General features: G+C 46.9%; 16 protein-coding genes and 1 riboswitch. Of the genes, 2 read left to right on the forward strand and 14 right to left on the reverse strand.

Annotated elements, in window-relative coordinates; all coding sequences use genetic code 11:
* Window positions 1-199: 199 nt before the first annotated feature.
* Window positions 200-364, forward strand: coding sequence for a hypothetical protein (locus C6P39_RS28695; protein ID WP_408608519.1), 165 nt, complete (start codon window positions 200-202; stop codon window positions 362-364).
* Window positions 365-666: 302 nt separating this feature from the next.
* Here C6P39_RS28695 and C6P39_RS06080 read toward each other — a convergent pair whose 3' ends face one another.
* From C6P39_RS06080 to C6P39_RS06105, 6 genes are all read right to left on the reverse strand, one after another.
* Complete coding sequence (locus C6P39_RS06080; RefSeq protein ID WP_095175503.1) at window positions 667-1,296, reverse strand: D-sedoheptulose-7-phosphate isomerase; 630 nt, start codon at window positions 1,294-1,296, stop codon at window positions 667-669.
* A complete protein-coding gene (locus C6P39_RS06085; protein WP_104803154.1) occupies window positions 1,271-2,284 on the reverse strand; it encodes an ROK family protein in 1,014 nt (337 codons plus the stop codon). Before C6P39_RS06085 ends, C6P39_RS06080 begins: the two co-directional genes overlap by 26 nt.
* Window positions 2,285-2,318: 34 nt before the next feature.
* Window positions 2,319-4,751 carry an alpha-mannosidase gene (locus C6P39_RS06090; RefSeq protein ID WP_104803155.1) on the reverse strand — a complete coding sequence of 811 codons (2,433 nt, stop codon included), beginning with the start codon at window positions 4,749-4,751 and terminating at the stop codon, window positions 2,319-2,321.
* A 156-nt stretch (window positions 4,752-4,907) separates the two neighbouring features.
* Entirely contained in the window at window positions 4,908-5,738 is an 831-nt protein-coding gene (locus C6P39_RS06095; protein WP_187144052.1) for a carbohydrate ABC transporter permease, read from the reverse strand.
* Window positions 5,739-5,750: 12 nt separating this feature from the next.
* Window positions 5,751-6,644: a carbohydrate ABC transporter permease gene (locus C6P39_RS06100; protein ID WP_095175507.1), complete on the reverse strand. Its 894-nt coding sequence runs from the start codon at window positions 6,642-6,644 to the stop codon at window positions 5,751-5,753.
* Window positions 6,645-6,846: 202 nt separating this feature from the next.
* Window positions 6,847-8,238, reverse strand: a complete 1,392-nt coding sequence (locus tag C6P39_RS06105; protein ID WP_158661471.1) for an extracellular solute-binding protein — start codon at window positions 8,236-8,238, stop codon at window positions 6,847-6,849.
* Between the two features lie 481 nt (window positions 8,239-8,719).
* Between C6P39_RS06105 and C6P39_RS06110 the strand changes: the two genes are divergently transcribed.
* Window positions 8,720-9,949, forward strand: a complete 1,230-nt coding sequence (locus tag C6P39_RS06110; protein WP_095175509.1) for an ROK family transcriptional regulator — start codon at window positions 8,720-8,722, stop codon at window positions 9,947-9,949.
* Window positions 9,950-10,027: 78 nt separating this feature from the next.
* Here the strand turns inward: C6P39_RS06110 and C6P39_RS06115 are convergent, their stop codons facing one another.
* From C6P39_RS06115 to C6P39_RS06150, 8 genes are all read right to left on the reverse strand, one after another.
* On the reverse strand, window positions 10,028-10,498 hold the full coding sequence (locus C6P39_RS06115; RefSeq protein WP_095175510.1) for a DUF1700 domain-containing protein: 471 nt from the start codon (window positions 10,496-10,498) through the stop codon (window positions 10,028-10,030).
* A gap of 177 nt (window positions 10,499-10,675) precedes the next feature.
* Window positions 10,676-11,176: a COG2426 family protein gene (locus C6P39_RS06120; RefSeq protein ID WP_095175511.1), complete on the reverse strand. Its 501-nt coding sequence runs from the start codon at window positions 11,174-11,176 to the stop codon at window positions 10,676-10,678.
* A 12-nt stretch (window positions 11,177-11,188) separates the two neighbouring features.
* Window positions 11,189-12,379, reverse strand: a complete 1,191-nt coding sequence (locus C6P39_RS06125; RefSeq protein WP_104803157.1) for a pyridoxal phosphate-dependent aminotransferase — start codon at window positions 12,377-12,379, stop codon at window positions 11,189-11,191.
* 109 nt (window positions 12,380-12,488) lie between these two features.
* Window positions 12,489-14,222: an ABC transporter ATP-binding protein gene (locus C6P39_RS06130; RefSeq protein WP_104803158.1), complete on the reverse strand. Its 1,734-nt coding sequence runs from the start codon at window positions 14,220-14,222 to the stop codon at window positions 12,489-12,491.
* A gap of 256 nt (window positions 14,223-14,478) precedes the next feature.
* Window positions 14,479-16,221 (reverse strand): S8 family peptidase, encoded by a 1,743-nt coding sequence (locus C6P39_RS06135; protein WP_095175675.1) that lies wholly within the window; start codon window positions 16,219-16,221, stop codon window positions 14,479-14,481.
* A 96-nt stretch (window positions 16,222-16,317) separates the two neighbouring features.
* Window positions 16,318-17,097: a formate/nitrite transporter family protein gene (locus C6P39_RS06140; protein ID WP_095175514.1), complete on the reverse strand. Its 780-nt coding sequence runs from the start codon at window positions 17,095-17,097 to the stop codon at window positions 16,318-16,320.
* A gap of 103 nt (window positions 17,098-17,200) precedes the next feature.
* A complete protein-coding gene (locus C6P39_RS06145; protein ID WP_095175515.1) occupies window positions 17,201-18,886 on the reverse strand; it encodes a formate--tetrahydrofolate ligase in 1,686 nt (561 codons plus the stop codon).
* A gap of 109 nt (window positions 18,887-18,995) precedes the next feature.
* Window positions 18,996-19,082, reverse strand: a riboswitch (ZMP/ZTP riboswitch).
* Between the two features lie 92 nt (window positions 19,083-19,174).
* On the reverse strand, window positions 19,175-20,143 hold the full coding sequence (locus C6P39_RS06150) for a carbohydrate kinase family protein (RefSeq protein WP_095175516.1): 969 nt from the start codon (window positions 20,141-20,143) through the stop codon (window positions 19,175-19,177).
* Between the last annotated feature and the right edge of the window lie 239 nt (window positions 20,144-20,382).

Here is a 20,382-nt window from a genome sequence, read left to right on the forward strand (position 1 = left end):
CACCATCCTTTTTATTATAATTTCCATTTCTTTCCTAATTTTCTTCTCGTAATACTTTTTATTAAATAATTATAGCCTAAAATATAATGCCCTACAACCAAATGTCAAAATGAACCCTGTTTTTTACACCAATTTTACACCACACACCACATTTTCCTATGAACTCTAATAAATCACAAGAGGCAAAGAACGCCTTAATATAGCCCATGTACAGTCTAAGGGATGGCTTACTTACGTCAAGGATGGTGAGGCTGCCGGTACCACAGGTGAAAGCCGCAGACTACGGGGGCGGCCAGGCGAGTTCCGAAATATGGTAAGCAAGTACCCCCAACCCCTTATAAATAGACAGAGAAACACCCTGTAGGGGAGCTACAGGGTGTTTCAAGGGGAGTATAAATAATTAAATAAGGGGATGATCAACTAGCTGTTCAAGGAGGGGTAAAAGAGGCAAAGTATGCATATAATCCTTTAAATTTACAGAAATCCTCTAATGTCTTAGGCGTATATCTGCATATTCCCCAAACTTGTCATACATCGCCCATTTGTGATACATAGGGACATAAAAGTGTATATTGTAACTCAAGCGGTAAAATCATGTTCCCCCATCACATCTGCAAAAAACTTCCGCAGGAGCTTTTCATCGCCCCCGCGGAAGTTTTCAAACTATTATCCAAAAACGGCCTCCTCCAGCATGGCACACAGCGTATGATACAGGGGCAGGGTATACTCCTGAACACGGTACGTCTCTGCTGACGGCATCCGAAAACAAATATCACAGTATTTTGAGAGCACGGATTCCTTCTCCCCTGTGATTCCCAATACTTTCATCCCTTTTACTTTCGCGGTCTTTGCGCCCTCCACAATATTTGCAGAGTTTCCGGATGTAGTGATAGCTATGAGCACATCCCCCTTTTGTCCGTAAGCATAAACCTGCTGCGCGAATATCATGTCAAAGGAGGTATCATTTCCCACAGCTGTCATCAAAGACGTATAGCTGTTGAGGGAAATAGCGGGAATTCCCTGCTGCAGCCTACCGGATAAGGTCTCTCCCCCTTCCAGGTTCCTGAATTTTTCCTTCTCCTCATCCGGCAGTTCGCGCTTCAGCAGAAAGCCTTTCATCAGTTCTCCTACAATATGTTCCGAATCCGATGCACTGCCTCCATTTCCGCAGACCAGTATCTTTCCACCGCTTCGGCAGCTCTGCAGGAGCAGTTCAAAAGCTGCCCAGACAGGCTGGTCCCTCAAAACAGGATAATCCTCCCGGAATTTTTCATACACTGCATACTCTCTGCCCATTTTTCCCTCCCTGGATCGCCACGGAAAGTGCCGCATAATCACCGATCTTATTTCCCAGTTTAGCGGGCACGATCCTGCATCCTTCTCTTGAAATAGCCAAGGCCTCCTGCTCGATCACTCTCTGCGCACATGGCCATAACAGATCTTCACTTCTTTCGTAGACACTGCCCAGCACAATGATCTCCGGATTCAGAATATCTATGAGGATCGCAAGTCCCCTTCCCAGATAATATCCACTGGTTTCATAGATATCAAGCGCCAGAGGGTCACCACCCTTGGCAGCAAGAGCTACCGTTTTAGCAGACAATTCCTCAATCTGTTCAAAGCTCGGGCAAAAAGACGGGCGTTCACCTATCTGCAGCTTCTCCAGCACCTTCATCCTGGCGATCTGGGCAATTCCTCCGCCGCTGCAGAACCCTTCAAAAGAGCCGGATTTGCCAAACCCCACAGGGCCGCTCTCTGTCATTCTCACATGTCCGACTTCCCCGGCCATATTGTTAGCGCCATTATACAGTTTTCCATCCAGGATAAGGCCGGCGCCCATACCTGTGCCATATGTAAGGAATATCACATGCTGATACCCTCTGGCTGCCCCGAATTTCCATTCCGCCAGCGCACAGGCGTTGGCATCATTCTGTATGTATGCGGGAACCTGAAACTCCTTTTCCATAATATCCACAATAGGTATATTATCCCATCCATATAAATTGGGGGGATTCTTCACCACCCCCTTTATATGATCCAAGGGGCCTCCGCAGCTTATGCCTATTGCCTGCAGCCGCTCTGTCTGAATATGGTTTTTCTCAAGCAGTGCCCGGACTGCACCAAATAAATCCCGGATCACACAATCCGGCCCTCTCTTAGCCTCAGTAGCAAAGCATACTCTGTCCAACACCCGGCAGTCCTCATCCGCTTTTCCAGCTTCACCCAGCACCACTGCGCATTTTGTGCCGCCTATATCAATACCGATCACATAGTCGTCTTTCATAGTTCAATCTCCTCGCAGGCATTCTTTTGGCGCATCATTCTTCCCATTCCAGGAAATTCACCTTGGCTGGCTCTGCATCCACAGATTCACTGACCAAAAATGTTTTGATCTCATACGGTTTAAACTCCGCATGAATGGTTTTTTCAAGGAAATGCAGACAGATCTCAGCCTGACACGCCTTTCCCTCTGTCTCATAAAGCCTGACAATATATCCCCTGTCTTTCTCCGCCTTTTTCAGGGCAGACAGCACCACATGGGACTCACTCACTGTCAAGAGTTCTGCCTTCTGGGGATAGTCACCTTTGTGATACGTCTCTATCACTGTGACACAGGGCTGGTTTAATTCTTCTGCCCGCTGCACCAAATGTGCCTCTTTCCCGGTTCCCAGATGGGGAACGATGGTATAACAGAAATTCTGTATTCCCTGGTCTGTGAACTGATAGTCATCCTCCTCCTCATCCAGAATATAAGGATTATGATGTGCATACACAGGACTTCTCAAAACTGTCATTTCCATGCAGTTGTGCTCCATACAGGCACTGTATTTACAGTCATTTAAAATACCCACTCCACAGATCACCTTATGATTATCCTCCTGCATTCCTGATAGATCCATCCAGCGCTGTACCGGTTCCTCCTCCCCGTTGCAGGCCTTCTCAATACAGCCAAATGGAATTTCGTATATTCCTCTGTACTGGTCCAGCGCAACTGGGAACTGGATTTTTACACAGCGGAATTTTTCCTGCCAGTTGATCTTTGCAGAAACCCTGACAGAACTGTCTTCCTTATATAATGTATAAATCTGTACCAGTGTGGAATTTTTGTATTTGCTGATGACCCGGATACTGCTCCTTACCGGCCCATCCTCTGTCTTTTTCACGGACTGCGGGACAAAGAATCCCTCTGTCTCATGAAATCTGGTGACACCATGGCTCCACGTATCCGAATTGTCCTTAACTACCACAGCTCTTCCGAAAACCCCGTCACAGTATTCAATCTTGTTTTCCTTATCCCAGATTGAAACCATTGCCCCTGTCTTCTCCTCAAACTGGACACGGACTTTTTCATTTTCCAAAACCAGTGCGCAAGAGGTATGCTCCTGCTCCTGTTCCTGCTCCACTGCATAAATGCGGAACACAGCATAACCAAGGGAGGGCACACAAGCCTGAAACACAATGCGGTTTCTTCCGTTCACCTTAGCGTCGGAAGAGATTTTTTGTGACGGTACCACATGGCCGCTGCTGTCTTTTACAATATAAGATTCACCCCTGCAGAAATTGCCGAACATTCCTGTCTCCACTTCCACGTATTCCTCCACTTCCCATCCATGGGGATTAAACACCACTGCCGGCAGCATATTCTCTTCCTGCTCAATCCCAATATGGAAGGAGATGGCCTGCAGGCTGTTATTCTCGTTTCTGGCTGCGATGGACAGCGCCTCCCCGAATTCATTTCCGGTATCTTCATATGCCTTTTGGATACTGGTCCCTGCCAAGATATCATGGAACTGGTTAAACAGGACACGCTTCCATCCCTCTGTCAGTCCCTCCGTATAGCCATGTCCGGTGATTAGCTTTGACATAACAGAAAATTTCTCTGCCCTCAAAAGAGCATTCTCCGCCTTCCTGTTGTAACGCTTCACCTGAGATTCCGCACTGTAACAGCCACTGGAATGATGCTGCAAATCTCCATGTACCACCGGAAGTTCATATTTTCTTTCCCTGAGTTTCTCAAAGTAAAAATCCGGGTCAGCAAAGACGATCTGAACGTCATCCCATTCCTTTTGAAGCTTTTTCACAGTCTCAATATTTTCGATGGTTGGGCCGCCTCCATGGTTTCCCACACCATAAAAACACATCAGCTCATCTACACCGGCGTCAAACTCTTCCTTGCAAGCCCTCATATGGTCCTCCAGCCTGCCGAACGTACAGTAGGAAAATGGAAGACGAAAAGCGTGCACCTTTGAACCGTCATCTGATTCCCAGATAAAATTTCTGGCGGGCAGCCCCTTTTCATGAGGCCCCGGGCGCATAAACACATAATTTTCCATACCCGACAGCTTCAAGATCTGAGGCATCATACCCTGATGTCCAAAGCTGTCCACATTATATCCGGTTTTGGCAGTCACACCAAATTTCTCTTTAAAATAATTCTGGGCAAGCAGAGCATGGCGGGCAAACGATTCCCCACAGGGGATATTGCAGTCCGGCTGCACCCACCAGCCCCCGCAGATCACCCAGCGGCCTTCCCGGACTCTCTTTTCAATCTCCGCAAACATCTCCGGATCATTTTTTTCGATCCACTCATAAAACTGCGCGGAGCTTGACGTAAATATTACATCCTCATATTCACTCAGCCGTTCCAGCGCCGATCTGCAGGTGGCTTTATTTTCCTGGAATCCCTCCTGCCACGGCCAAAGCCATACAGGGTCCAAATGCGCATTTCCGATCATATACAATTTCTTCATAATTGTAACCTCCCAATCTTAGAAATATAGACATTACGGTCCTTACGCTTCCATCCTCAAGCCCGCCGGTACGATCAGCCCGGGATGCTCCGTATCTGTGCATGGGGAAGCGTGCTGCCTGCAGCGGAGTGAACCGTAACGTGCAGGTGATTGCAGTCAGCCTTTTGAGGCTCCGGTCATTGCAAATCCCTTTGACATATAGTTTTGTGAGAAGAAATATAAAACAAATACAGGAAGCATATAGACAATGGAATAAGCCGCCAATTGTCCGTAGATAACCTGTCCGCGTTCCCCAAAGAAACGGTAAATATTCACGGCAGCCGGTATTTTCTCTGTGGACTGCAGCAAAATCAGCGGTACAAAAAAGTTTCCCCAGCTCCCCACAAACGTGAACATGGCAACTGTAAATAATCCGGGAAGCATCAGCGGCAGCACCACATGTATCATACTCTTGACCGCGGACGCACCGTCAATCCACGCCGCCTCCTCCAGATCAACGGAAACCCCGTCCAGAAAATTTTTCATCATCCAGATGCCATAGGGAAGCCCTGATGCTGAAAGGAAGATAATAGTTCCCCCCAAGGAATCAACCAGCTTCATCATAATAAACATCTGATAAACAGGCACCATCACCGCTGTGATGGGAATAGAGGTCAAAAACAGCATCCCCATGGTGATCTTCTGTCCTGTCTTCAGCTCATATCTTGACAAGGGATATGCTGCCAGCAGGGAACACACCAGAACAATACCTGTCTGTACAACAGAAATAAACAAACTGTTCAGGAACCCCCTCTGGTTTTTGGCATCTGTGAGGATAACCCTGAAGTTTTCAACACTCATATGCTTTGGCACTGCGAACGCCTGACTGGCTTCCGGATTAAAAGCAGCAAATACCAGCCACAGGAGTGGAAGCAAAAATGCGCCTGCAATTATCAGCAAGATCATATAGGGAATGATTTTCTGTACGTTTTTCTTGTTTTTCTTCATGATGATCCCCTCCTAATTGCCGTCGTTTGCACGAATCAGCCTGATATATACAAGACTCAGCAGAATCCCGATCGCCAGAATAAAAAGGGCAATGGCCATACCGTATCCTATCTGATATGCAATGAACGCTTTTTGATACATAAATATAGAAAGTGTTGTTGTCATAATAGCCGGTCCGCCTCCTGTCATGGCAAACACAAGGCCAAATGCGCCCAAGGTAGACAATGTCACGATCACGAATGTGGTGGCCATAGTGCTTTTTATCATGGGCAGTGTGATCCTGAGCAAGATCTGGAATCCATTGGCACCGTCAATTTTAGCTGCCTCCACAATATCATCTGATATATTATCCAGGGATGCCTGGAACATCATCATGGAATAGGCTGACCCTTTCCATATATTTGCTATGACAACACAGGCCATGGGAAATGTAAAGAGCCAGGAAACCGGCGATATCCCGAAAATACCCGTGATCTTATTCAATGTACCTGCATCGGCAAAAAAGGAGCTGAACATAAATGCCGCGATCACTTCCGGGGTGATCCAGCCTGCCACTACTGTAAAGCCGACAAATTTCCGAACCAGTCTGTTTTTCCCTCTCATGAGAGATGCCAGCAGAAATCCCAGACACTGCTGCCCAATAATACCTGAAAACACCAAAAATACCATGGTATTTTTTAATACAGTAAGAAGTTTCGGGTCTTTGAAAATCTCAATAAAATTCCTGAACCCCACAAATTTCATTGCCTGTGCGGAACTCCCCGTCAGTGAAATGTCCGTAAAAGAAAAAAAGACAGTCATGATCATGGGGCCTATGAAGAAAACGCCAAGCAGTAAAATTGATGGGGAGAAAAAAAGTGCTGTCTTCCATATCTTTCGTTTTTCTTGATTTCTTGTTCCAACCATCCTCAGTCTCTCCTTTAAAGATTCAGCTTGGAGCAATGCTCCAAGCTGAATGTAGATCCTTTATTTATAACTATTCAGTGCCTTCACAGTTACAGGCAAAAATCCATGCAGAATGGCCTTCGGCAATGGGATTTTTGCTTGGCTGCGGTACGCTTTCTTACGGTCAGCACAGTAAATGCGCTGACCTACTGAATAGTTTCCTTTATTTCACAGTCACGTTTTCCTCGCCCACAATTCGTTTCATCTCTGACTCAAAAGTAGCTGCCGCATCATCCGGACTTGCGCTTCCCATGGCAATGCTCTCCACCACCTCTGTAAACATGGTTGTCAGAGTGGAATATCCCTCTACGGACGGTCTGAAATGTGCATACGGCAGCATCTCGCCGGCCTCTTTTACTACAGACATTTTCTGTGATAAGTATGTTTCATCCTCCATGACGTCTTTACGCACGGCCAAGTCACCTGAGAACATGGCGTATTTAAGCTGGCAGTCTTTTCCTGCAATGAACTTCAGAAGTTCTTCCCCGCCGGTTTTATTATTGGCATTCTTGGGAATCGCCCAGGTCCAGCCGCCGGACATGGTGCTGAAACCGTCACCGCTTCCGTCATATGTGGGAATCTTGGCAACCGCCCAGGTATCAAGACCTTCCGGCCATTCATAGGTCCTTCCCTCTCCCCAGTTTCCGGGTACCCAGCTTCCTGTGAAGATCATGCCCAGTTTTCCGTTTTTCATATAATCACTTACAAAAAGGTCTTCCACTTTCTGCTGTGATACAATACTGAGAGGTGCACCGATCTTCTCCACATTGTAAACATCATTTACAAAATTATAGACCTTCAGTAAATTCTCTTTATCAACAACCCATTTCTTTGTGTCAAAATCATATAAAGTTCCGCCTGTTCCCGAGTAAAGCTCCTGGAAGGTTCTCATAGAAGTCTCCTCAGGTGAGGTTTTGGATGCATACAGGAAAAATGGGATAAATCCTTCACCTCCAACCTCTTTCAGCTTTTTGCCGGCCTCAATGATCTCATCCCAGTTCTTTGGCTGGAACGGAACAGAAACCCCTGCTTCCTCCATCAGCTTCTTGTCATACCAAAGACACTGGGTATCCGTGGAAAATGGAACCCCGTACTGCACACCGTCAGCACCTTTGGCGCCGTCCAGGATAGCCTCCTCAAACTGGCCTGCATCCCCCCAATTCTTCATGAATTCATCCAGCGGTTCCAGATAACCGGCCTCCGCATCGGACATGATCATGAACCCATCCTCGGTTATCAGATCAGGAGATGTCTCTTTTGACTGCATCATCATTGTGATTTTTGTGTACATGTCAGAGCCATTGACGATTTCAATGATCTCCACTTTCTTTCCCGGATTCTGCTTCTCAAACTCATCTGCCAGCCCTCTGTAAAAATCAACACGGTCTGCCCCCACAGCCATCTTGATCACATCAGACTCAGCGGAACTGCCGCCGCTTTCCTCTGTCTCTGCTTTTTTTGTCTCATCTGCCGGTTTATCACCCCCGCTTCCGCATCCAATCAATGATACACACATCATCGCTGCCAACAGACCTGCAATTTTCTTTTTAAACATAAAAATACCTCCTCCTTTACACAAAGACCAGCTTTTTGGTCTCTCTTTTTGATGAGTACATAGTAACATCGTTTTACTATAAAGTCAATTTATTTTACTATATAATGTGCAATTCGACCTTTTTCACATTTTTTTATCAAATTATTTGTGCACTTTTCACTTTTCGCAACAACATTACAGACGCATAAGTAAACTCTCCGTACTATTGCCTTTTATTAACATCTATACTATAATGAATTTAAGAATACAAAGTCACTATGCATTTTGGGGTTTTATGTTTCTTTTCAACCTGCTCTCCCACAAACGCAAAGTCTGATCTCTGTAACTGTTCCGTAGATCTGCATTTCCTGCGCTGACCGCAGGAAAGCATTTTGCATCCAGGCAAAAACGCCCCTCACCAATGACGATTCTGTACGGATTTTTGCCTGTAACCGTAAGGGTGCTGAACAGCTGCAAATTTACTATATAAAGGCGGTATTATATGATGGAAAAAACCGGATCAAATATCCAGGACGTGAAATCGAAAAATCGAATGCTTGTTTTAAAGCATATAGCAACAAGCAGCGGAATATCAAGAGTTGATATTGCCCGGAGTACCGGGCTGTCAAAAATGACGGTAGGCAACATTGTTACAGAACTGCTCAGCTCCGGTCTGGCAGAAGAGACCATAAATGTTTCCAATAATACTTCTGCAAGTTACGGACGCAGGCCTATCCTTCTTACTCTGGCCCAAAACTCCCCCTGTATCTGCGGAATGCTGATCAAAAGAAAGCTGTTTCAGATCATTCTCTCTGATCTGGGCGGCAGGATCTTTAAACAGGTGGATTACCCTTATGACACCCTTAACAGCTCAGAAGACCTGCTTCAGATTTTAACGAAAGCTTATACGGAGTGTGCAGAAAGCACGAAACGGCGTATCATTGCAATTGGTATCGCTTCCCTCGGGCCATTGGATTCCTCAAAGGGTATCATACTGAATCCCCCTTATTTCTATGGCATCGAGAACCTGCCCATTGTTTCTATCATCAGGGAAGAGACCGGCCTGCCTGTATTTCTGGTGAATGACGCCACAGCAGGGGCTTTTTCAGAAAAATTGTTTGGTTCCGGCACCTCTATATCTAATTTTGCTTATCTTCATATTATGAATGGGATCGGAGCCGGGTTTATTTTGAATCATGCTCTATATGACGGGGATTCGGGGCAGAGCGGCGAGATTGGCCATACCTCTATTAATTTTGACGGCCCCCTCTGCGCCTGCGGCAACCGGGGATGCCTGGATCTATATGCCAACCTGGATAACCTGCAGCAAAGGATAAAGGAGCTTGCTCCCTTTTACCCCAACTCTCCCTTATCCATCCCCAAGACACCCGGCTGGCTGGATATTGTATCCTGCGGCAATCAGCAGGACCCTCTTGCAGTCACCGTGCTGGAGGAATTCTGCTCCTACATCGCCTATTCCCTCAGCAATACCCTGAATCTGCTCAACCTCTCCACCATCATCGTGGGGTATGATTCTGATGGAACCAACACCATCATCGAGGATCTGCTGTATCACAAACTCTCCAGGATCACCCTGACAGCCAAATTCAATCCTCTTTCCATCCTCCACTCCACATTCGGAGGCAACGCCCCGCTCATTGGCTCCGTAGCCCTTGCAGCGGACAAGGTTTTCAGCGGTCATCTCACACTGCTGGAACTGGAGACACTATAACGCATAAAAGGCGCTGTACAGCAAGGAATACGCAACACATATTCCTTGCTATACAGCGCCTTTCATAAGCCTTGGCCGCTACATCCTTCTGCGCAGGAAGGAGAGCAGGATCAAAACTGCCACAATAGGGAGTACCACCGGTAACAGCGCACTGACAATACTGATGATCAGAGCGATCACACCCACCACGATCAAGATCCCCAGTGCCAGATGCACGGTTGGGTTATTATGCATCTTTTCCTGCACATGGTGGAAACCGCTGCCGGAGTTCTCGCTCCCACTCTGGCTGTAGGAGGTCTGGTTGTATGAAGACTGGCTCCCGTGCCCTTCCTGGTGACCAGTGCCGGACGCACCGGAAGTCTCCAGGATCGTGCGGGCGATCAGCCGGGGATCTCCCAGGCGCCCTGTCACCTCCGCCTCAGATGCGCCTTTTTTTATCTCATCGCTTATATATTGGTCGTAATATTGTACATGTCCATTTACCACATTTTGAGGAAGCTCTGAAGCGAGCGTTTCCCGCAGTACCTCTAAAAATTCTCGTTTGCTCATGGCATCAAAATCCTTTCCTGTTATACCGCCATCTTATCATATCTTTCCCAAAAAGTAATGATAATTCATTAAAATTTTTATTAAAATAAAAGAAAAATCCCCATGTCCCTGCCTAGGGTAATATAAAAACACCCTGGGGAAACTGCATCAACAGTTCCCCACAGGGTGTCCTCAATTCTAACTTAATACGGAACCAAGCGCTCCATATCCCAAAAAGCACATGATAATCGTGGCTATACAGAGTCCCAGCAAAATGGCGGGAACGGACTTTTTCAGATCCACTTCCAGAAGAGATGCGATCAAAGCTCCTGTCCATGCTCCGGTTCCCGGCAGCGGGATCCCCACGAACAGAACAAGTCCCCAGAACTCATATTTTTTAATCTTGTCACTCTTTCCCATGGCCCTTTTTTCCAGCTTAACGATCAGAGGGCGAAACACTTTTGTCTTCTTCAGCCACTTAAAAATCTGTCTGATAAAAAGCAGAATGAACGGGATAGGAATGATATTCCCGAGGATACAGGCAATGACGGCCTGAAGCATGGGAATTTTCAATACGGTTGCCAGTAAAAGTCCGCCCCTCAGTTCCAGTATGGGAACCATGGAAATCAAAAAGACGGCTGCTTCCGGTGTCAGGAAGGACGGCATGTTTTCAGCAAACCAATGTACTACGGATTCCATTAAAACCTCCTGTTACTTTACCTGGAATTCTTCAGCCAGAGCTTTGAAGCCAGGCATAGAATTCATGATTGTTTCGTAGGATACACAGTAAGCGATCCGCACATAACCGGGACAGGCAAAAGAAGATCCCGGAACGATCAGGATATTGTGCTTCTTCGCCGCCGCACAGAAGGCCTTCTCGTCCTCCACCGGGGATTTTACGAACAGGTAGAATGCGCCTTCCGGCTTTATGCACTCAAATCCCAGTTCTTTCAGTCCATTATATAAGGCTTCCCGGTTACGGTTATAAAACGGTACGTCTACTTTGGCATCCAGACACTTTGCGACAACTTTCTGCATCAGGGACGGAGCATTGACATATCCGAGAATACGGGTAGCCACGTTCGCTGCTGCAATTACATCCTCAGCATCACTCACTTCATCCGGAATCACCAGATATCCGATACGCTCACCCGGAAGGGACAAGGACTTGCTGTAGGAATAACCAATGATAGCATTTTCATAGTATTTTGTCAAATACGGAACCTCAATCCCATCATATACCAGTTCCCTGTAAGGCTCGTCCGAAATGAGATAAATATCGGTTCCCAGCTCTTTTTCTTTTCCGCGGAGGATATCTGCCATCTTCTTGATCGTATCCTCAGAGTACACAACACCTGTGGGGTTATTTGGAGAGTTGATGATCACAGCCTTGGTTTTGGCAGTGATCTTTTGCTCCAGTTCTTCCAGGTTCGGCTGGAATGTCTCCGTATTGGGGCTTACAACCACGATCTTACCGTCATAGTTTGAGACATAGCTGTTATACTCACCAAAATACGGTGCTATGACGATCACTTCGTCCCCCGGGTTCAACAGGGTTTTCAGGATAACGTTCAATCCTCCTGCCGCACCTACCGTCATAATGATATTCTGTTCCCCAAAAGCAGTGCCGAATCTTTTATTAATGGATGCAGCGATGGCTCCCCTTACATCCTCGTATCCGCTGTTGTTCATATATCCGTGCAGCACAACCGGATCTTCTTTCTCCAGCTCCTCATAGACTGCCTGCTTTACCTCCGCCGGCGCCGGGACATTGGGGTTTCCAAGGCTGAAGTCATATACATTCTCAGCTCCGTATTTGGCCGCCATAATTTTGCCTTCCTCAAACATAGCCCGGATAGCTGAACTGTTTTTTACCAAATTCACCATTTTATCTGCTATCATATTATTACTCTTCCTTTCTATGTAGTCTTTCATTCGGATACCTACGATTATACCATTTTCCGTCCGGCAAAATCAACGTTTTAACACATTAAATCAAAAAATTATTTTTTTACACAAAGGACAGCTTATAAAGGCTGCTGTACAGACCCTCTCTCTGCATCAGCTCCTCATGGGTCCCCTCCTCTGCGATCCCGTCGTCAGTCAGGACGAGTATCCTCTCCGCCTTACGGATCGTGGACAATCTGTGTGCAATGACAAAGGTTGTCCTGTCTTTTGCCAGGCTTTCCAGAGACTGCTGTACGATTTTCTCACTCTCATTGTCCAGTGCGGATGTGGCTTCATCAAAGATCAGGATCGGCGGATTCTTCAGGAATACCCTGGCAATGGAAAGCCTCTGCTTCTGCCCTCCGGAAAGCTTGACCCCTCTTTGTCCGATATCCGTGTCATAACCATCCTCCAGACCCATAATAAAATCATGCGCATTGGCAGCCCTTGCCGCACGAAGTACCTCCTCGTCCGTTGCATCCGGTTTTCCATAGCGTATATTCTCCATGACCGTTCCCGCAAACAGATATACATCCTGCTGTACAATACCAATATGATTTCTCAGACTCTGCAGCTTGATATTCCTCACGTCCATGCCGTCCAGACACACGCTTCCGCCGCTCACATCGTAAAACCTGGGGATCAGACTGCAGAGGGTTGTTTTTCCCGCACCGGAACTTCCCACAAGGGCCACATATTCTCCTGCCTTTACCGTCAGATCCACATGGCTGAGCACTTCCTCCTGGCTCTCCTCATAGTGGAAAGAGACATCCCGGAATGCAATCTCTCCCTTCACATCCCCCAGTTCCACTGCATCAGGTACATCCTTGATATCCGGCGCAATGGCCATGATCTCCAGAAACCGGGAGTAACCGCTGTATCCGTTCTGGAACTGCTCTGTAAAGGTGATCAGCTTCTTCACAGGATCTGTAAAGTTATTGATATACAAAAGCACGGTCACCAGGTCCTCCACAGGCATTTTCCCTCTTGTCATGAAAAACGCACCTACCAGAAGCACCGTGATAGTGATCAGGGTAGTGAATGCGCCCATGCCGGAGTTATAGGTTCCCATGTATTTATAACTACGTTTCTTGGAGTCCACAAAACGCTCATTGCCTTTCTGGAATTTCTTCATCTCTTCCTTCTCGTTGGCAAAAGATTTCACCACACGGATGCCGGAAAGGCTGTCCTCAATCTGGGTATTGATATCCGCGATCCGCGCCCTGTTTTCCCTGAATGCTGATTTCATCTTCCTGTTATAAATAAAAGCATAGATAAGAAGGAACGGCACAAACAGGAAGGCTGACAAGGCCAGTTTCGTGTTAATAAACATCAGGATAATAAACGCACCGATAAATTTAATGACAGAGATCACCAAATCCTCAGGTCCATGGTGCAGCAGCTCACTGATGTCAAACAGATCAGAGGTAATTCTGGACAGAAGATGTCCAACCTTCTGGTTATCGTAAAACGCAAAAGAGAGCTTCTGGTAATGTCCAAATATCTCGTTGCGCATATCCCGCTCGATCCTGGCTCCCATAATATGACCGTAATAGGCAATATAATAGTTACAAAATGCCTCCACCAGCACAAGGGCAACCATAAAAATACCCAGCTTCATGATCAGGTCTGTGGCCTCCCGCACAGGCTGGTTCACTACTGTGCTGGTGATATAGCGTACGATCAGCGGAATCACCAGCGTGATCCCCGCTCCTAAAATCGCAAAAAACAGGTCAGAAAAAAACAAACCCTTATAGGGCTTATAATAGCTGACCAGTTTTTTCAGTGTTTTTCCCATCTCTTTTTATCTCTCCTTTTCTTTCTCGTGTCTATTCCGTGTTTTCGTATGATCTCAGACAACGATTCCATAGGTCTGCGCATTTTCTGCGCTGACCGTAAGAATGCGTTCCGCAGCCAAGTAATATCCCATTGCCGAAGGCGATCCTGCATGGATCTTTGCCTGTAACTGGCCTGTAACTGTGAAGGTACGAAACAGTTACAATCACAGTATAAAACAGGACACTGTTTTTGGCAATGTCCTGTTTTATAAACTTTTACACAGGGAAACTGTCCCTGAGACATAAGGCTCCATACCCCGTCTGGTTATTGGGATAAGGGCCTCCCAGTAGATGGCGTGCCCCCCTTCGCAGATATGCCTTCACTTTTTCTCCGTAGAGAAACGGATCATTTCCTCTGACGATCCCCCATTCCATCAGCAGAGCCGCCGAACCGGTGACAAAAGGCGCCGCAAATGAGGTGCCGGTCCTGGAGGTATATCCCCCGTTTGGTGCGGCTGTTGTAATATCCACACCCGGGGCAGCGATATCAGGTTTTACCATATTCGTGATCCTGGTAAACCCCCGCCCGGAAAAATCAGCGTAAGCCTGGTATCTGGAATTGTATGCCCCAACCGAGATCACCCTTGCGGCTGTGGAAGGAATGGTAAGGGTTATCTCCGGCACGGGAAATAGGAAACGTGTACCTTCATTCAATGCCGCGCCTCCGGGCATCCACAAATTGTACCTGCCGTCCACAATCCTCCCCGGTATCAGGTTGATCTTCCACACGCCGCTGTCAATGTAAGTATTCTGGGGGATAAAGTCAATGAAAATCTCCTGGGACAGACTGAACGGACTGGGTTTCCCATAATAGATCAGTATCTGGGTGGTCCCCAGATTAAAGCGCTGGGGCCCCAGTATTTCCTGAAACGGCCCGGCCACCTGACCGTTAGGATGCTGAAGGGAAATATCCATCTGGTCCACATACTGTTTCCAGATCTGTATATTCATCCCAGTTTCATAAGCACCGATCTGGAACGAAGCCGCCTGGCTTTCCCCCTGCCGGAGAGTCCCTGAGGTGTGCACTGCCTTGTTTCCTTCATTCCCCGTTCCCACGCATATGACTGTCCGCCCAAGATTGGACGCATTGTCCAGATATGCCTCTATGAGAGATTCCCCGCTGTGGGAACCATAATTATTGCCAAAGCTCAGATTCAGCGCGAGCGGCATTCCCATGGCAATAGATTGGCGGATGCAGTAGTCAATTCCCTGCATCAGTTCCGTGGTCCTTGGAAATCCCTCCGTCTGAGGTGTCCCCAATTTCACCGCTATGATCTGGCTCTCAGAGGCCACACCTCTGCGCAGCCCCCCGGAAGCCCTGCCGTTACCTGCGGCGATTCCCAGAACGCCTGTGCCATGCCCGCTCAGATCACGGCTTGGGACCGCTGCGTACCGCTCTGCCGCTGTCGGTTTCTGAAGTGCCTCATCAATCTGCTCTTTGGTATACTCTGTTCCAATGACATAACCGGCCGGCGGATTCCCGGGCACAGTCTGGTCCCACAGTCTCAGGATACGGCTGCTCCCGTCTGCATTGCGGAAATCCGGATGGGCATAATCCACCCCGGAATCCACACAGCCCACAAGAACACCTGCCCCAAAAAGCGGCTGTCCCAATGGTGAAAACCCGCTCTGCACCGGATTAATACAGGAAGCCGCGCGCCCCTGCTCCACCGCGAAAAACAGCCGCTTAGGCATTTCAATAAATTCTATCTGGGGATATTCCGAAAGACTGTCGATCTGGTTCTCCGGAACAGAAAGTATGGCAAATCCACCCAAAAGCTCCACAGCCTTTATCTCCGGGTTCAGCGCGCCCTGCAGACTTCCGGAGTATTTTACAATTAAATCCCACCTTCTCTCTTCCGGCTCAAACCCCACATCCAGTACAAGGGACTTTTCCCGTTCCTGCGGTGTGGCATCCAAGGCCAGATTCAAAAGATTTTCCAGCTTTTGATCCTGCATAACAGCTCCTGGTCTTTGCGGTATCTCTCCATTATATGCAAAAAAGGCGGCCAAAATCTGTCTTTTTTCCAAACAGATTCTGACCGCTCCTTTATATTACGAATTTAGCGCTTTTGATTTGGTCATAACATGGTACGGACCTGCCACGAAGAACACGCCGCCTATCATATTACCGATGGTTACAAATAAAAGATTATAGAAATAACCTCCTACGCTGACTGCTGCATCCCCTGCATTTAAGATTCCAACTGCCAGAATACTCATATTGGCAATACTATGCTCAAATCCGCAGATCATAAATACAAAAATACACCAGAATACCATGATCAGCTTTCCTGACTCGGATTTCATCTTTAATGCGCACCATACGGCAAGACATACCAGGATATTACAGAAGATTCCCCTTACCAGAAGCTGTACAGGTGTCAGAGACATCTTTGCGGCAGCTACCTGTGCAAAATAAGCTCCTATATCACCTTTTGGCACTCCGGTAAGCTGGAAGCCGGCAACACCTAACAGAGAACCTAAAAAGTTTCCGATATAACATAAGATCCATGCTTTGACTGTCTTGCCCCAGGGCACACATCCACTGAAGGATGCACTTCCAAGAACCATATTGTTGCCTGTAAACAACTCGGCACCCGCCATAATAACAAGGCTCAATGCTGCCGCAAATGCAAAGGCCTGCACGGCTTTCAGCATTGGGGACCCCGCTGCGTTCAATGGTGTTCCCAGAGTAAATGTTACAAAACTTCCGAATGCAATGAAAAGCCCTGCAGTGATGGAGGATACCATAAAACCAAAGGTATTGTTCTCCATGAAGTTTATCTTACCTTTCGCCGCATTACAGACTGCACTGAATTCATCAAAATACATATATTTTCCCCCGCTTCTTTCGCTAACGTATGCATACAAAATTCAGGTACGGCTTTAACCGTACCTGATTTCATCTTTATTCAGTTTTCAATATGGAATTTTATTAGAACAGACCGGAGATCTTTCCTGTCTCATCAACATCAATTCTCTCTGCAGCCGGAACTTTCGGCAGACCAGGCATGGTCATGATCTCTCCGGTAAGAGCAACAATGAAGCCTGCACCTGCGGAAATCTTCAGGTTACGAACGGTTACTTCAAAGTCTTTCGGTGCACCCAGTTTTGTCTGGTCATCTGTCAGGCTGTACTGTGTCTTAGCCACACAAATCGGGCAGTTTCCATATCCAAGAGCTTCCAGCTGAGCAGCCTGTTTCTGAGCATTTGCTGTCAGAACCGCTTTCTTGCCGCCGTAAATCTTCTGAACGATCTGGTTTAATTTGTCCTCAATGCTTCCTTCCAGCTCATAGGAGAATGTAAAGTCATTCTTCTCTTCCACAAGACGTACCACTTCTTTAGCCAGTGCAACGCCGCCTTCGCCGCCTTTTGCCCAAACTTCGGAAAGTGCAACATTTACGCCCAGTTCTTTACATTTTGCTTCTACCAGGTCAAGCTCTGCCTTGGTATCGGTCGGGAATGCGTTGATCGCAACAACACACGGAAGTTTGTAAACATTTGTGATATTGCTTACATGTTTCAGTAAGTTCGGAAGACCTTTCTCCAGAGCTTCCAGGTTCTCGTTATTTAAGTCTGCTTTCGGTACGCCGCCGTTGTATTTCAGGGCACGTACAGTCGCTACGATAACAACTGCGCTCGGTGTCAGGCCAGCCATACGGCACTTGATATCCAGGAATTTCTCTGCACCTAAGTCCGCGCCGAATCCTGCTTCTGTGATAGCATAGTCACCTAATTTCAGTGCCATCTTGGTAGCAATGACTGAGTTACATCCATGAGCGATATTAGCGAACGGTCCGCCGTGAACGATTGCAGGTACATGCTCCAGAGTCTGAACCAGGTTTGGTTTCAGAGCATCTTTCAGCAGTGCACACATAGCACCTTCTGCATGTAAATCATGAGCTGTAACAGGTTTCTGCTCGGAAACCTTGCCATATGTATAACCAACGATGATCCTTCCCAGTCTCTCCTTCAGGTCTGTAATGTCTTTTGCCAGACACAGAACAGCCATGATCTCGGAAGCAACTGTGATATCGTATCCATCTTCTCTCGGACAGCCGTTTGTCTTTCCGCCAAGACCATCAACTACAAAACGAAGCTGGCGGTCATTCATGTCCACGCATCTTCTCCAGGTAATCTTTCTTGGGTCAATGTTCAGGTCGTTGCCCTGATAAATGTGATTATCCAGCATTGCTGCCAGCAGATTGTTCGCTGCACCGATCGCATGGAAATCACCTGTAAAATGCAGGTTGATATCTTCCATTGGAACTACCTGTGCATATCCGCCGCCTGCGGCACCACCTTTTACACCGAATACCGGTCCCAGGGATGGTTCACGGAGCGCTACCATTACATTTTTTCCTAATTTCTGAAGGCCGTCAGCCAGACCTACTGTTGTTGTGGTCTTTCCTTCACCGGCAGGTGTCGGGTTGATAGCGGTAACCAGAACCAGTTTTCCGTTCGGTTTATCAGATTCTTTTAACAGATTGTAGTCAATTTTAGCTTTGTACTTACCGTACTGCTCCAGATATTTGTCATCAATACCTGCTTTTTCTGCAATCTTTGTAATTGGCTCCATTGTGCACTCCTGTGCGATTTCGATGTCTGATTTGAATCCCATGTTAATACCCTCCTTTTCATAGCAATAGCTTTGTCTTCTGCCTGCCACCACTGTCTATGTATGAACCTCTTTGAAAAAAAAGGGCAACATTTGTCAATTACACAATTACAAACGTTGCCCAGACGGTCGGCTCTCACTTACATTTTGACTTCACTGTGGTGCTCCACATTGTAATCCGTCAGAAATCAAAACTATTATTTTGTTATGTCTATAATTTATCACAATTTCCGATTACTGTCAATGCTGTATTATATTAAAAATTCACAACAATATTTCGACAATTTTACTCTATTTTCCAGCGATAAACGCTAATACCTCTTCTTTTTTAGGCATAACACGGAGGGCGCCCTTCTTTGTAGTAATAAGAGAGGAGGCACCATTGGAGAATTCCAGCATTTCATAGAGCTGTTCCTCTGTAAGGCCTTCCATTCCGTGCTCCAGCACATAATTCAGCGCACATGCGCCGAAGGTATCCCCGGCCCCTGTTGTCTCGATTGTATTCTCCTGTAAAAACGGCGCATGGAACACTTCTCTGCCCTCATGGAACGCAGTGCTCCCTTCTTTTCCCATGGTTACATTCATCAGCTTCAGATTAGGATACTGTGCAAGCAGCATATGGGCGCCTTCCTTCACATCCTTGGTTCCGGTCATGAATTCCAGCTCCTCCTCTGAAATTTTCAGCAAATCACATTTTGAGAGGCCGTAGGCGATCTGTTCTTTTGCAAGCTCCATGCTGCTCCACAGAGGGGGACGCAGGTTCGGATCAAAAGAGATGAGAAGTCCGGCCTCCTTTGCAACATCAATGGCTTTGGCAGTGGCTTTGCGCACCCCTTCATGGGTCATGGACAGTGTTCCGAAGTGGAATGCCCTGGCTGATCTTATGTATGCTTCATCGATCTGCTCAACATTCAGCATCATATCCGCACCGGGATTTCTGTAAAACGCAAAGTCCCTGTCCCCGTCCTCAAACGTATGGACAAATGCCAGTGTTGTGTGGACCTCCTCGTTCTCATACAGATGGCTGGTGTCAATACCCAGGCTGTTCAGTGTACTTCTCAGGGATGTACCGAACTGGTCCTTTCCCACAACCCCCAGAAAAGATGTAGTTTTTCCAAGGTTATTCAGCATAGCCAGCACATTACACGGCGCCCCGCCCGGATTTGCCTCGAAGATGGGATTTCCCTGTCCGCTCACACCGTTCTCCGTAAAGTCGATCAAAAGCTCGCCCAGCGCGATAACATCAAAATTCTTATTCATATATGTTCTCCTTGTCCGTTTTATTCTACTGTGAATTATATTCGTTTTGCCTGCTTTACGCAAGTACCGCGGCATAATTATTCATAAAAAATACATTGGATGTAGAATTTTTGTCACTGCACAGCTAGGAAACAAGGGATTGATTCTTAATGAATCGAAAGGTTTTCTTTAGAATTTCTTTTAAATTGAGCCTGCAATTTCTTTTAAATTTTATGATGTAATGAAAAGGTAAGAAAAAT

Source organism: Blautia marasmi (assembly GCF_900258535.1).
In the GTDB taxonomy this organism is placed as follows: Bacteria; Bacillota; Clostridia; order Lachnospirales; family Lachnospiraceae; genus Blautia; species Blautia hominis.

Bases quoted from the DNA above. Each gene is read 5' to 3' on its own strand.
- C6P39_RS06080 (WP_095175503.1), bottom strand. From the start codon at position 1,296: ATGGGCAGAGAGTATGCAGTGTATGAAAAATTCCGGGAGGATTATCCT.
- C6P39_RS06085 (WP_104803154.1), bottom strand. From the start codon at position 2,284: ATGAAAGACGACTATGTGATCGGTATTGATATAGGCGGCACAAAATGC.
- C6P39_RS06090 (WP_104803155.1), bottom strand. From the start codon at position 4,751: ATGAAGAAATTGTATATGATCGGAAATGCGCATTTGGACCCTGTATGG.
- C6P39_RS06095 (WP_187144052.1), bottom strand. From the start codon at position 5,738: ATGAAGAAAAACAAGAAAAACGTACAGAAAATCATTCCCTATATGATC.
- C6P39_RS06100 (WP_095175507.1), bottom strand. From the start codon at position 6,644: ATGGTTGGAACAAGAAATCAAGAAAAACGAAAGATATGGAAGACAGCA.
- C6P39_RS06105 (WP_158661471.1), bottom strand. From the start codon at position 8,238: ATGTTTAAAAAGAAAATTGCAGGTCTGTTGGCAGCGATGATGTGTGTA.
- C6P39_RS06110 (WP_095175509.1), top strand. From the start codon at position 8,720: ATGATGGAAAAAACCGGATCAAATATCCAGGACGTGAAATCGAAAAAT.
- C6P39_RS06115 (WP_095175510.1), bottom strand. From the start codon at position 10,498: ATGAGCAAACGAGAATTTTTAGAGGTACTGCGGGAAACGCTCGCTTCA.
- C6P39_RS06120 (WP_095175511.1), bottom strand. From the start codon at position 11,176: ATGGAATCCGTAGTACATTGGTTTGCTGAAAACATGCCGTCCTTCCTG.
- C6P39_RS06125 (WP_104803157.1), bottom strand. From the start codon at position 12,379: ATGATAGCAGATAAAATGGTGAATTTGGTAAAAAACAGTTCAGCTATC.
- C6P39_RS06130 (WP_104803158.1), bottom strand. From the start codon at position 14,222: ATGGGAAAAACACTGAAAAAACTGGTCAGCTATTATAAGCCCTATAAG.
- C6P39_RS06135 (WP_095175675.1), bottom strand. From the start codon at position 16,221: ATGCAGGATCAAAAGCTGGAAAATCTTTTGAATCTGGCCTTGGATGCC.
- C6P39_RS06140 (WP_095175514.1), bottom strand. From the start codon at position 17,097: ATGTATTTTGATGAATTCAGTGCAGTCTGTAATGCGGCGAAAGGTAAG.
- C6P39_RS06145 (WP_095175515.1), bottom strand. From the start codon at position 18,886: ATGGGATTCAAATCAGACATCGAAATCGCACAGGAGTGCACAATGGAG.
- C6P39_RS06150 (WP_095175516.1), bottom strand. From the start codon at position 20,143: ATGAATAAGAATTTTGATGTTATCGCGCTGGGCGAGCTTTTGATCGAC.